The sequence below is a fragment of the Janibacter hoylei PVAS-1 genome (genome assembly GCF_004025845.1).
GTDB classification, from domain to species: domain Bacteria; phylum Actinomycetota; class Actinomycetes; order Actinomycetales; family Dermatophilaceae; genus Janibacter; species Janibacter hoylei.
Window position 1 is genome coordinate 196,782 of record NZ_PIPF01000002.1, and the last position, 11,971, is coordinate 208,752.

Consider the following 11,971-nt stretch of genomic DNA (forward strand, 5'->3'; position numbering starts at 1 on the left):
CATGACCGAAAACTCCACGCCCTCCGCCGCGGCGGAAGAGCCCGGCACCGCACTCGTCACCGGCGCAACCGGCTACATCGGAGGGCTGCTCGTGCCTCGGCTGCTCGACGACGGCTGGACGGTGCGGGTCCTCACGCGATCGAGCGAGCGGCTGCGCGGCCGCGACTGGATCGACCGCGTCGAGGTCGTCGAAGGCGACGCGACATCAGGCGATGACCTGCGCCGGGCCCTCGCGGGCACCGACGTCGCCTACTACCTGCTGCACTCGATGGACGGGCACGGTGACCTCGCCCGGCGGGACCGCCAGCTCGCGGAGGGCTTCGTCGCGGCGGCGAGCGAGGCCGGGGTGGGGCGCATCGTCTACCTCGGCGGGCTCCATCCCGAGGGCGCGGACCTGTCGGTGCACCTCGCCTCGCGCGTCGAGGTCGGTCAGGTGTTGCTCGACGGGCCCGTGCCTGCCGCGGTGCTCCAGGCGGCGGTCGTCCTCGGTGACGGCTCGGTGTCCTTCGACATGCTGCGGTACCTCACCGAGCGGCTGCCCGTCATGGTGGCACCGCGATGGTTGCGCAATCGCATCCAGCCGATCGCGGTCGACGACGCGCTGCACTACCTCGTGGGTGCGGCGAGTCTGCCGGCCGAGGTCAACCGGACCTTCGACATCGCCGGACCCGAGGTGCTCACGTACGAGCAGATGATCCAGCGCTTCGCCGCGGTCACCGGACTGCGTCGTCGACTGGTCCTCCGGGTGCCCGTCCTCACACCGTGGCTCGCCAGCCACTGGGTCAGCCTCATCACCCCGGTCGATGCCGGCGTGGCCAAGCCGCTCGTCGGCAGCCTCGTGCACGAGGTGGTCCGCCGCGAGGAGGACCTCGACGACCTCGTGGGGGTGCCCGAAGGGGGTCTGCTCGGCTTCGACGACGCCGTCCGCCGGGCGATGGGCTGAGCGTGACGCGACAGGGGGGCCGCGCGCGTCAGCTCGTCAGTCGGGTGCGGGTGCCGACGACCTCGAGGGTGTCGACGGGCTCGTCCTGGAGGTCGGCGGTGGTCGCGATGTCCTGCCAAGTGCCGCCGTTGACGCGGTACTGGCCGGTGAGGCGGGCGTCGACCTTGACGTCCATGTCACCGGTGTCCGTGTAGGTGTGGGTGACGTCGCCGTCCGGGTAGGTGCCGCCGGCGCTGCTCGTCCACCGGGATGTCGTGTCGTCGCCGAAGTCGTAGCGGTAGTCGCGCGCTGAGATCTTGAACTCGACGGTCCACGACAGCAGCGTGACCGGCTTGCTGACCTCGCCCGGCTCGAGTCCTGCGTCGTCGGGCCACGAGGCCTCGTAGTACGTCGGCAGGTTGATGAGGGTGCGCATGCCCTTGGGCTGGACCGAGACGCTGGGTTGGCTGAAGGGCAGCTCCTTGAAGGCGGTCTGGATCTGGGCGAAGGTTGGTACGGGCGGCGGCTCCACGGCGACGGTCACCGGCGGCTCGCTGGGGGCTCCCGGGATGGTCACGGAGTCGGGGACGCCGCACGAGACGCGCACCGCGTCCCAGGGTCCGTTGTTGACCCGGACGTAGGTGACGGTGGGTGGGTCGAAGTAGTTGGGGTCGCCGGACTGCGTGATGCACCCGGTCCGCGCGCCGTCGCAGTTGGCGGTGCCGGGCGTGCAGGGGCCGTACTTGACCTCGATCTTGTCCTTCTGCGCTGCTCCTCGGACGTGGGGCTTGGCGATGTTGGCTGACAGGGGTGTGCCTTGGGGGCGGATGGGAGTTCCGCCTGCGTCGGCGCCCTTGGCCGTACCGGGGGATATCCCGTGAGTTTCAGCCGAGAGTTCAGCCGCCGAGTCCGTCAGCGTGCCTTCCGGGTCGCCCGTGAGCGCGGGTGGCATCGCCACCATCCCGGCGATGATCGCAGTCAAGGCGAAAGATCTATGAACTGACTCGGTCATGTGACGACCCAATCTTGGATGTGCCACCGACCGCTCTTCCACACGACGTGCTCGGTGAGCGTGTACTGCGTCGCCTCGACGGTGCCGTTGGACTTGCCCTTGGAGTCCACGCGATCGTGTTCGTCGACCTTCACCGACATGGAGACCTTGTAGCCCTCGTCTGGGCGCTTGGTGGCCTCGACCTTGCTGACGTGGTATGGGTTCTTGCTCCGGGTCCAGCCCTTGGCCGCATCGTTCTTGATCTTGTCGACGCCATTCGAGCAGATCGTGCAATCGGTTGCGCCGAGCGCTTTTAGCGTGGAGGTGTCGCCCGTGTGGGCGGCCTCCCCGTACGTCATGAAGTAGTACTCCCCGAAAGCTGCCGCGCCCTCCTTCGTCTCCTCCCGAGCTTCCTCGGGCAGGTCAGCAGGCAGGTCATCACTGCTCGTCCCACCGCTCGAGCTCGACCCGCTGCTCGAGGACCCGGACCCCGATGTGCTCGACCCCGACGCCCCGGAGCTCGAGCTCTGCGAGGTCGGCTCCTTCGTCTCGAAGGGCTCGGTCGGCTCCTCGTCACCGCACGCGGCGAGCGCGCTGACCATGACCAGAGCGGCTGCGCAGGCGGCGGTGCCTCGGTGAAAACGCACGGGGACTCCCCTTCGTCGACGGCGAGGCGCGCCGTCGCGGGCCCCCTGAAACTGTCATCAACGGTAGCCATTTGTCGGCCTTTCGCATCTCGAAGATCCACAGGCACACCCCATCGCGGTGCTTGCGTCAACCGGCCACATCCGGTCTGCTGGAGGTGGGCTGCGACAGGGGGTTGCGGCCGAAGGGGGAGCAGTCATGCGACGCAGCATCACCTGGTGGGCCGTCCCGGTGGCCGCCGTGGCCCTGACCGCCTGCGGGTCCGACACGCCGACCCGGACTACCGAGACGAGCACCGCGAGCTCACGGACGACGACGACCTCGTCGACGACCACGACAGCTGAGCCGAGCTCGTCCAGCAGCACCTCGGCGACCGCGACCACGTCGACGACGACATCGCCGACGTCGTCGTCGACGACGAGCCCGCCATCGACCTCCTCGAGCACCGGAGGCGCTGCCACGACGATCTCCACGGTCTGGGTCGACGACTCGTGGACCGTGGAGCAGCTCACGGACGACCTGTGCGCCCAGGGGGCGGCCTCACCGAATCGACCTTTTCGAAGCAGGACGAGATCTTCACCTGCGGCCCGACCGCGGCGAGCGCCAAGGCCTGCACCTTCGCCGACGGGGGCAAGACGACGTGCATCACCGACCCCTTGGGGCGCAAGGCGATCCGCTTCACCTCGCCGACCGTCGACAACTGGGACGGGCAGATGCACCCGCGCGGCCAGGAGGTCATCCCGATGTACGTCGTCCTCGACGACGACACGACGTGCGCGGTCGCAAGCCACGACCACGGTCAGCACTGGCAGGGGAGGTTCAGCTGGTACCCGTGCAGCGACGGCTCCGAGCTGCTGACGGACGAAAAGATCGAGGACACCTTCGACAGCGATGCCGCCGCGTGGACCGTCGATCGCTCCGTCGACCAGGGCAAGCCGACGTCGACGCGGGTCAAGACCGCGGTCTACGCGGGCACGCGCTGACGGGTCAGCTGACGGTCCAGGCCTTCATCTCCCAGCCGTCCGACCACTCGAGCTGAGCCGTCACGGTCTGGCTCTCCGCGTCGACGGACTCCACGGTCTTGCCGGAGGAGTCGACCCGCTCGTGCGCCTTGACCTTCACGTCGAGCGTGACCTCCACGCTCGCCCTCGGGTCGCCCGTGGCCTTGACCTCGGTGATGGTGTAGGGGTTGGTGCTGAGGGTCTGCCCCTTGCTGTGATCGGCATCGATCTGGGCCACGGCGTCGTCGCAGGCCGTGCAGTCGCTCGCGCCCAGGGACTCCAGCGTCGTCGTGTCTCCGGACTCGCCCGCCCGGCCGAGGACGTCGACGTAGTGATATGCGAAGGTCTCGGCGCCCGAGCGCGTCTTGTGCCCGGCGACCGGGGGCAGCATGTTGCCCGTGTCGACCACGATGGCGTCCGACGTGCTCGACCCGCTCGCGGAGGGCGAGCTCGATGTGCTGCCGGACTCGCTGGATACGGCCGTGGACGTCGGGTCCGAGCCGCCTGCGGTGCTCGTGTCCTCGGCGCACGCAGTGAGCGCGACGGCCACGGTCATGGCAGCCGCGCTGGCGGCAGCCCCCCGATGAAAACGCACGTGTCATCCCCTTCGTCGACGGGCAGGGCGTGTCCACCGCCCTGCACAACTGCCGTCCACGGTACTGATCGGTCTGGGTCCTGCCATGTCGGGGGAGGTGACGACCGATCGCCCCGCCGGTCGGCCGGCGGAGTGTGGCGCGCGGCGGGTCAGCGGGGCGGCTGCTCGACGTGGGTCGGGCCCGTCATCAGGGTCCGCTCCACCCAGGCCATCGCAAAGGGGAGCCCCGCGATGGACAGCAGTCCGGTCGCCGAGAGGGCGACCCAAGTGAGATCCATACCTCCACGGTGGCACCACCCGGCCCGCGGGGCGTGCCGAACCGCCAGCCCGCGCCAGTCGAGACCGGATCTTGACCCTCCTGCCCGGGGGCGTGCTCCTTGCGATGATGGCGCCATGTCTGTGCAGCCCGGCCACCATGAGGGCCGTCGAGTCCTGCCCGGAGGGGTGAGCCCGGCCTCCTTCGTCGTCATGACCGGGGTCGGGGTGTTCTTCGCGATCCTGCCCGCCGTCGTCAAGGCTCCGTGGTGGCAGGGGATCCTGGCCGTCCTGCTCGTCGTCGGCCTCTTCACCGTCGTCACGGCCCGGGAGACTCAGCGCACCGTGACGATCACACCCACTGAGGTGCGCGAGCGTGGTCTGGTGGGCACCCGGGTCATCCCGCGCTCGGCCATCGCCGAGGTCGTCGTCGTGCGCGAGCTGCAGCTGAGCGGCGTTGGTGGCCTCGTCGGGCTGCTGGGCGATGATGGCCGCTGCCTGCGCCGGTGGCAGACCAGCCTGTGGCCGCCGGAGACGATCGACGCCCTCGTCATGGCCGGCCGCAGCCACAACGTCGTCGCCGGGCAGAGCGTGGAGGACGTGCGCCGGCGGTGGCCTCGACTGCTGCGGTGGCAGTGGGTGCACCGACCGCTCGCCATCACGCTCGCCGTCGTGGTCGGCGTGGCCGTCATGGCAGCCGTCCTGGTGGTGATCACCCGGCTTACCACCTGAGCCGGACCCGACCGTGGGGCACCGTCAGGTGATCAGCAGGGCAGGGGCGACCGGCGAGCCGCCGGTACGTCGCGGGTCGAGCTGAGCCATCTCCTCCTGCGGGGTGCGTCGCGTCCACCTGCCCCGGGTGTCGCTCGACGCCCGAGGCCGCTAGGCGATGCGGTAGAGCGTCGCCGGGCGGCCTCGCTGGGCGGCCGACCGGACGACCTCGCCGCCTCGGGTCACGGGCGTGAGCTGGGGCTTCATCCGTCGGGCGAAGTTGTCCTTGTGCAGCTCTTCGCCGATGACGGCCTCGTGCACCTTGCGCAGCTGGTGGAGCGTGAAGGGCTGCGGGAGGAAGCCGTCGGGGTCCGGCGGGGGGCTGTCGTTGCGGTAGCGGAACTCGTAGCGCTCGCGCAGCGATTCGACTGCGGCAGAGACGATCTCGTCGTGGTCCCAGAGCATGTCCCGGCCGGTCGCGGCGGCCACCTCGTCGACGGGGAGGAGCTCTCCCTTCGCTCCCGTCAGCTCGAGCTCGGGCATGGAGACGGAGTAGGCGACCGAGATCGCCCACGTGCGGTCGTCGCGGTCGGGTGCGTCGAAGAGGCGCAGCAGGCGCGGGGGCGTGACCTCGGTCGGGCGCACGCCGACCTTGTGCTCGAAGACCTCGCGCACGGTCTCGTCGATGGTGTGCCGCTCGCGGAGGAATCGGCCGGGCAGCACCCGGCCGTCCGGGTCGGTGCGCTCCTGGACCAGGACCCGCAGGGCCGCGTCGTCGGTGCCCGGGTCGGTGACCGTGAGGACCGCGAGGTCCACGGTGACGCCGGGGCGGGGGTAGCTGTCGAGGGTGCGGCGAGCCATGTCGTGCACTTTAGCGCGGTTGAGGTGTTATAGTTAGCTCATTCAAGGGGTTAAATGAATGGGAGGGGATGTGATGACCATGACCGAGCAGGAGATGGCGGCGGGCGTCGAGGAGATCCACGCCGCGTGGAAGGCCTTCGAGCGCAAGCTGCTGACGCTCGTCGAGGCGATGGCGCACCCGCAGGACCGGCTGGTCCTCGAGGTGGGGGAGCAGGTGGAGGTCCCGATGGTGGCCTTCCGCATGCAGAGCGGCGCGCTCTGCGCGACCGTCGGTGACGACGAGTACACCGAAAACCACGCGATCGGGCGGGAGCCGCTCGTCCACCGGGCGATCATGGTGCTGCGCAACATCGTCGGCGTGCCGCACCCGCAGCTGCTGACGCACAGGGCGGATGGTCCGGTCGCGCAGATGTCGCCGGTCCTCGGTCTGGCCTGGACGGGGGGCCTGCGCACCGCTCCCGACGTGTACGCCGAGACCGACCGGGAGGCGCTGGTCGACATCGTCGAGGACGCTCTCAATGGCGTCTACGACGTCGGCCGCGACGAGGACGACGACCTCTATCTCGAGCACCTCGGCCAGCGGGTCTGGGTGCAGGTGCTGCCGGATGCGCCGGCCACCGTGATCAGCACCCGCGTGGCCCACGGGGCGCGCTCGCGCCGGCAGGCCGCGGTCGAGGTCGGGATCCTCAACCGCTCCAACCCGTGGATCTGGTGGCAGGTCATCGGTCGTGACATCGTCCAGACGGCGACGGTCGAGACCATGCCCTTCGCCCCGCACCACCTGATGACGACCATGGCGGTCTTCCTCGACGCCATGACGACCCGAGACGACCTGGCGCTGCGCGTCGGGGGAGAGGTGGCCTGATGCGACTCACCAGTGCACAGATGGACCGCGCCTGCGGTGCCCCTCTCTGCTCCGCGGTGGGCGATGCCCTTGGCGCCGGCTACGAGTTCGGTTGCGCCGCAGTCGGACCCGACGGTCCCGCCATGATCGGCGGCGGCCTCGGCAACTTCGCCCCGGGCGAGTGGACCGACGACACGGCCATGACCTGGCCGGTCCTCGCAGCCGCGGCGAAGGGGGTGGACCTCGCCTCCCCGGAAGCGCTGGACGAGGTCGCCCAGGGTTTCCTCGACTGGTACGCCTCCAGCCCGGCCGACATCGGCACCCAGACCCGCCAGGTCCTCTCCTCGCTCCGCCACACCTCGCCCCGTCACGCATCGCCCCGTCAGACCTCGCTCCCTGAGGAGCTTGCTCTGCAAGCGTCTCGAAGGGAGTCCCTTCGAGACGGCGCTGGCGCGCCTCCTCAGGGACCGGACGAGCCCCTCGCCACCCGCATGGCCCAGGCCGCCGCGGACCTGCACGCTCGGACTGGCCGCACCGGCGGCAACGGCTCGCTGATGCGCACTTCACCGGTCGCGCTGGCGCACCTCGACGACCCGCAGCGCCTCACGGCGGCCGCTGAGGCGGTCTCGGCGCTGACCCACACGGACGAGCGCGCGGGGCAGGCGTGCGCGCTGTGGTCGCACGCGATCCGGCACGCGGTGCTCGAGGGGGAGCTCGACGTACAGGTCGGGCTGCCGTACCTGTCCGACGAAGCGCAGGGCTTCTGGACCGCCCGCATCACCGAGGCCGAGGCACAGGAGCCGGCGACCTTCACGCCCAACGGTTATGTCGTCACCGCGTTCCAGGCTGCGTGGTCGGCGATCCGCCACACGCCGGTGCCCGACGAGATGCCCTGCCGGCACCTCCAGCACACGCTCGACACCGCGATCCGCATCGGCAACGACACCGACACGGTCGCGGCGATCGCCGGCGGCCTGCTCGCCGCTCGGTGGGGTGCGTCCGCGGTCCCGGCCGAGTGGCGTCGGATCGTGCACGGCTACCCGGGGCGCACTGCGGAGGACCTCGCCGAGGCGGCCACCCTGGCCGTGCGGGGTGGCCGCCCCAATGCCTACGGCTGGCCCGGGGTGGAGCGCATCGACTACCACCAGGCCCGCCGCTCGGTCCTCGTGCGGCACCCCTTCGACGACGGCGTCTGGCTCGGCAACGTGCTGGCCCTCGACGAGCTGCCCGAGGAGATCACCGCGGTGGTCAGTCTCTGCCTCACCGGCTCACGGCAGGTGCCGGCGGGCATGGTGCACGTGCCCTTCCGCCTCATCGACGAGCCAGGGGCCTGAGGCCAACCCCAACCTCGACGCCGTCCTCACCGACGCGGCCCGCACGGTGGCCTCCCTTCGGGCCGAAGGCCACCGGGTGCTCATCCACTGCGTCGCGGCCCAGTCCCGCACGCCCACCGTGGGCATCGCCCACGCGCTGGAACTCGGGGTCGACCTCGAGACGGCGACGCGGGAGGTCGTCGCCGCGCTGCCGGAGGCGTCGCCCAACCGGGGATTCCGGGCGGCGCTGGAGAGCTACGCGCAGGGGGTCAGTGGGCGACGGTGAACCGCTGCCGGCGGTGCTTGCCCTGCTCGATCTCGTCGACGAAGGCCAGGGCGAAGTCCGTGCCGGAGATCTCCGAGTTGCCCTCGGCGTCGGTGACGAGCTCGTCGCCGCCGAGCCGGTAGCTGCCAGTCGTCTCGCCGGGGGCGAAGGAGCCGAAGAGCGCGGCCGGGGAGACGTAGAACCAGTCGAGCTCCTGCGGGCCGGCGCGCAGGGCGTCGAGCACCTTGGCGTGGGAGAGGGCCTCGGGCTTCCAGTCGTCGTGGAAGTCCGGGGTGTCGACGAGGCGGGGACCGCCCTTCGTCACGTGGAGTGAGCCGGCACCGCCGACGAAGGAGAGGCGGGCACCGTGCTCGATGGCGGCAGCGGTGAGCCGGGCGACGTGGTCGACGAGCGGGGAGCCGCCGACGTCGGCGCCGTGCGTGGCGACGACGAGGTCGTCGGCGTCGGTGGCGGCCTGCGCGAGGACGACGTCGTCGGTCAGGGAGCCGGTGCGGTACTCGACGCCTTCGGCCTGCTCGGCCGGGGCGGTGCGGCTGTAGGAGATGACCTGGTGGCCGCGGGAGGCGGCTTCGCGGGCGATGTTGCCGCCGGCGTAGCCGGTGCCGCCGAAGATGACGATGGTGCTCATGGTGTTCCTATCGGTTGGGGTTGGTCAGGCGGGGAGGGGCTCGACGGGGCCGTCGCTGTTGCGGCGCCACCCGAGCTCGGGGGCGACGTGCTGGGCGAAGGAGTCGAGGATGTGCAGGTTGTAGTCGACGCCGAGCTGGCTCGGGATGGTGAGCATGACGGTGTCGGCGGCAGCGATGGCCGCGTCGGCCTTGAGCTGCTCGACGAGCTGGTCGGGCTCGGCGGCGTAGGTCTTGCCGAAGGTCGAGCGGAAGCCGTCGATCATGCCGACCTGGTCGCTGCTGCCCTGGCCCTGCAGGCCGAAGAAGTGCCGGTCGAGGTCGCTGACGATCGGGAAGATGCTGCGGGAGACCGACACCCGCGGCGCCCAGTCGTGGCCGGCCTCGCGCCATGCGGCCTGGTAGAGCGCGATCTGCTCGGCCTGCAGATCGGCGAAGGAGGCTCCGGTCGCCTCGGTGAGCAGCGTCGAGCTCATGAGGTTGACCCCCTGGCGGGCGGCCCACTCGGCGGTCTCGCGGCTGCCGGCCCCCCACCAGATGCGGCGGTCGAGGCCGGGGGAGTGCGGCTCGACCCGCAGCCGGCCGGCGGGGCCCTGCGTCGGGTCGGCGTCGACGACCTGGTCGCCGCGGATCGCGGACATGAAGGTCTCGAAGTGCTCGCGTGCGCGGTCGGCGCCGCGCGGATCGCGAGCACCGGTGTGGCCGAAGGCTTCCCACCCGCGCAGGGCGGGCTCCGGTGACCCCCGACTCACGCCGAGCGCGACCCGGCCTCCGGAGATCAGGTCGAGGGCGGCGGCCTCCTCGGCCAGCTGCAGCGGGGTCTCGTAGCGCATGTCGATGACGCCGGTGCCGACCTCGATGCGCCGGGTGCGAGCGGCGATGGCCGAGAGGACCGGCATGGGCGCCGCGCCCTGCCGCGCGAAGTGGTGGACACGGAAGTAGGCGCCGTTGACGCCGATCTCGTCGGCACCGACTCCGATCTCGACGGCGTCGCGCAGTGCCTGACCGGCGTCGGGGTCACCCGGCCCGCTGCCGTGCCCGTAGTGCCCGAAGCTCAAGAATCCGAAGGCATGCATGACCGGTGTAACTAGTTGTCTCGGCAACTAATTCCCGGGGTGGCCGGGGAGTATCCGCGGAGGCGAGTGGCGTGGACTCGGCACCCCGCAGGCACCCCGCGTGGCTCGGGTCCGGAGGCCGCCACCAGATCTCGACCTTCGTGGAGAGGTGCGACGGCGGCTTGCGAGGATGGCGCCATGACCCTCCACGACCGCCTCGACCTGGCCCACGGCCCCGCCTGGGCCAACCGGCTCGCCCTCGCCCCTCTCACCAACACCCAGAGCCATGCGGACGGCACGCTGTCGCAGGACGAGTACCGCTGGCTCGTCGCCCGGGCCGAAGGAGGATTCGGCCTGACGATGACCTGCGCGACCTACGTGGCCCCCGCGGGGCAGGCCTGGGCGGGTCAGCTCGGGATCAGCGACGAGAGGCACCTGGAGGGCCTGACCCGCCTGGCCGACGGCATCCGGGCCGCCGGCAGCGTCTCCTCGGTGCAGCTGCACCACGGCGGTCGACGCTCCGACCCGGCCGTCACCGGTGTGCCGAACGTCGCTCCGTGGGACGACTTGGACAAGGACATCCGTGCCCTGTCGACCGGGGAGGTGCAGCAGGCGGTCGAGGACTTCGTCCTCGGGGCGCAGCGAGCCGAGCGCGCCGGCTTCGACGGCGTCGAGGTCCATGGTGCCCACGGCTACCTCATCTGCCAGTTCCTCGACGGACGCCACAACCATCGCACCGACGGCTACGGCGGGTCGCTCGAGGACCGCTCGCGGATGCTCTTCGAGGTCCTCCGCGGGATCCGCGAGCGCACGCGCCCCGACTTCCAGGTCGGGCTGCGGCTCACCCCACAGGGCAACGGCATCGTCCTCGACGAAGGTGTCGCCGTCGCCCAGCAGGTCCTCGACTCCGGGCTCGTCGACTACCTCGACATGTCGCTGTGGGACGCCTTCCTGACCGTCGACGACGAGGGTGACCTGCTCATCGACGCCTTCACCGGCCTCGAGCGCGGCGAGACCCGGCTCGGCGTGGCGGGCAAGATCCGCTCCGCGCAGCAGGCGCGCTGGTGCCTGTCGAAGGGGGCCGACTTCGTCGACATCGGCCGGGCGGCGATCGTGCACCACGACTTCCCGAAGCGCTCCGCCGACGACGACGCCTTCACCATGGCGGCGCTGCCGGTGACCCGCGAGCACCTGCACCGCGAGCGGGTCAGCGAGACCTTCGTGGAGTACCTCGATGCGGGGTGGCCGGACTTCGTGGCCGGCTGAGCGGCGACCGCCCCATGGTGGCGGCGTACGGGCGGCACCATGGTGCGCGAGAGGGCCGACGTCGACAGGTTGCACCACACCGCACCCGCGACGAGACTCGGGGTCGACACCCCCGCCAACCCGTAGGAGCTGGGTATGAGTGAGAACACCACGGTCATCAACGCCTCGATCGACGACGTCTGGTCGGTGCTGAGTGACGGCTGGCTCTACCCGCTGTGGGTCGTCGGCGCCTCGCGCATGCGCGACGTCGACCCGGACTGGCCCGCTGTCGGCAGCCGCATCCACCACTCGGTGGGCGCGTGGCCCGCATTGATCCACGACCACACACGCGTGCTGGCCCAGCAGCCGCACGAGTCCATCACCCTGCGTGCTCGCGCCTGGCCGATGGGTGAGGCCAAGGTGCACATCACAGTGACCCCGGTCGACGACCGGACCGAGGTGACGATGGTCGAGGACGTGGTCTCCGGGCCGGGTCTCCTCGTGCCCGGGATCGCGCGACAGCCCGGCCTGAAGTGGCGCAACTCCGAGACCCTTCGCCGGCTGCGCCTGCTCGTGGAGGGGCGCGCCGGCAGGACGCAGACGCGCTGACGAGGAGTTCTC

The 11,971-nt window shown here is 70.9% G+C and carries 16 protein-coding genes; 8 read left to right on the forward strand and 8 right to left on the reverse strand.

Annotated features, from left to right (window positions below; all coding sequences use genetic code 11):
* Nucleotide 1 precedes the first annotated feature (1 nt).
* Nucleotides 2-943 (forward strand): NAD(P)H-binding protein, encoded by a 942-nt coding sequence (locus CWN80_RS03205; protein WP_007925213.1) that lies wholly within the window; start codon nt 2-4, stop codon nt 941-943.
* A 28-nt stretch (nt 944-971) separates the two neighbouring features.
* Here the strand turns inward: CWN80_RS03205 and CWN80_RS03210 are convergent, their stop codons facing one another.
* From CWN80_RS03210 to CWN80_RS03220, 3 genes are read right to left on the reverse strand one after another with little or no spacing between them, the layout of a single operon-like run.
* Nucleotides 972-1,934, reverse strand: coding sequence for a hypothetical protein (locus CWN80_RS03210; RefSeq protein WP_128276870.1), 963 nt, complete (start codon nt 1,932-1,934; stop codon nt 972-974).
* On the reverse strand, nt 1,931-2,560 hold the full coding sequence (locus tag CWN80_RS03215) for a DUF6318 family protein (RefSeq protein WP_007925210.1): 630 nt from the start codon (nt 2,558-2,560) through the stop codon (nt 1,931-1,933). Before CWN80_RS03215 ends, CWN80_RS03210 begins: the two co-directional genes overlap by 4 nt.
* 57 nt (nt 2,561-2,617) lie before the next feature.
* Entirely contained in the window at nt 2,618-3,070 is a 453-nt protein-coding gene (locus CWN80_RS03220) for a hypothetical protein (RefSeq protein WP_007925208.1), read from the reverse strand.
* Between the two features lie 9 nt (nt 3,071-3,079).
* Between CWN80_RS03220 and CWN80_RS03225 the strand changes: the two genes are divergently transcribed.
* The gene (locus CWN80_RS03225; RefSeq protein ID WP_007925205.1) at nt 3,080-3,541 is read left to right on the forward strand and encodes a hypothetical protein; all 462 of its coding nucleotides are present in this window, start codon (nt 3,080-3,082) and stop codon (nt 3,539-3,541) included.
* Between the two features lie 4 nt (nt 3,542-3,545).
* Here CWN80_RS03225 and CWN80_RS03230 read toward each other — a convergent pair whose 3' ends face one another.
* Nucleotides 3,546-4,115, reverse strand: coding sequence for a DUF6318 family protein (locus tag CWN80_RS03230; protein WP_128276871.1), 570 nt, complete (start codon nt 4,113-4,115; stop codon nt 3,546-3,548).
* 188 nt (nt 4,116-4,303) lie between these two features.
* A complete protein-coding gene (locus CWN80_RS15930) occupies nt 4,304-4,432 on the reverse strand; it encodes a hypothetical protein (protein WP_272948427.1) in 129 nt (42 codons plus the stop codon).
* Nucleotides 4,433-4,547: 115 nt separating this feature from the next.
* On the opposite strand from CWN80_RS15930, the gene CWN80_RS03235 reads away from it, so the two are divergent.
* Complete coding sequence (locus tag CWN80_RS03235; RefSeq protein WP_128276872.1) at nt 4,548-5,141, forward strand: hypothetical protein; 594 nt, start codon at nt 4,548-4,550, stop codon at nt 5,139-5,141.
* A 150-nt stretch (nt 5,142-5,291) separates the two neighbouring features.
* Here the strand turns inward: CWN80_RS03235 and CWN80_RS03240 are convergent, their stop codons facing one another.
* A complete protein-coding gene (locus CWN80_RS03240) occupies nt 5,292-5,981 on the reverse strand; it encodes an NUDIX hydrolase (RefSeq protein ID WP_007925201.1) in 690 nt (229 codons plus the stop codon).
* Nucleotides 5,982-6,060: 79 nt separating this feature from the next.
* Between CWN80_RS03240 and CWN80_RS03245 the strand changes: the two genes are divergently transcribed.
* The 3 genes from CWN80_RS03245 to CWN80_RS03255 are packed head-to-tail and all read left to right on the forward strand — an operon-like array spanning nt 6,061 to nt 8,424.
* Nucleotides 6,061-6,846: a T3SS (YopN, CesT) and YbjN peptide-binding chaperone 1 gene (locus CWN80_RS03245; RefSeq protein ID WP_040880700.1), complete on the forward strand. Its 786-nt coding sequence runs from the start codon at nt 6,061-6,063 to the stop codon at nt 6,844-6,846.
* 20 nt (nt 6,847-6,866) lie between these two features.
* Nucleotides 6,867-8,159, forward strand: a complete 1,293-nt coding sequence (locus CWN80_RS03250; protein ID WP_238148045.1) for an ADP-ribosylglycohydrolase family protein — start codon at nt 6,867-6,869, stop codon at nt 8,157-8,159.
* A gap of 46 nt (nt 8,160-8,205) precedes the next feature.
* Complete coding sequence (locus CWN80_RS03255) at nt 8,206-8,424, forward strand: protein-tyrosine phosphatase family protein (protein ID WP_051987832.1); 219 nt, start codon at nt 8,206-8,208, stop codon at nt 8,422-8,424.
* Here CWN80_RS03255 and CWN80_RS03260 read toward each other — a convergent pair.
* Together CWN80_RS03260 and CWN80_RS03265 are read right to left on the reverse strand one after the other, a co-directional pair.
* Entirely contained in the window at nt 8,408-9,052 is a 645-nt protein-coding gene (locus tag CWN80_RS03260) for an NAD(P)-dependent oxidoreductase (protein ID WP_007925199.1), read from the reverse strand. The two genes, CWN80_RS03255 and CWN80_RS03260, sit on opposite strands and share 17 nt — an antisense overlap.
* 24 nt (nt 9,053-9,076) lie before the next feature.
* Nucleotides 9,077-10,126 (reverse strand): LLM class flavin-dependent oxidoreductase, encoded by a 1,050-nt coding sequence (locus CWN80_RS03265; RefSeq protein ID WP_007925198.1) that lies wholly within the window; start codon nt 10,124-10,126, stop codon nt 9,077-9,079.
* A 177-nt stretch (nt 10,127-10,303) separates the two neighbouring features.
* Between CWN80_RS03265 and CWN80_RS03270 the strand changes: the two genes are divergently transcribed.
* Nucleotides 10,304-11,371, forward strand: coding sequence for an NADH:flavin oxidoreductase (locus tag CWN80_RS03270; protein WP_128276874.1), 1,068 nt, complete (start codon nt 10,304-10,306; stop codon nt 11,369-11,371).
* 135 nt (nt 11,372-11,506) lie between these two features.
* Complete coding sequence (locus CWN80_RS03275; protein WP_007925195.1) at nt 11,507-11,959, forward strand: SRPBCC family protein; 453 nt, start codon at nt 11,507-11,509, stop codon at nt 11,957-11,959.
* The last annotated feature ends 12 nt before the right edge of the window (nt 11,960-11,971 follow it).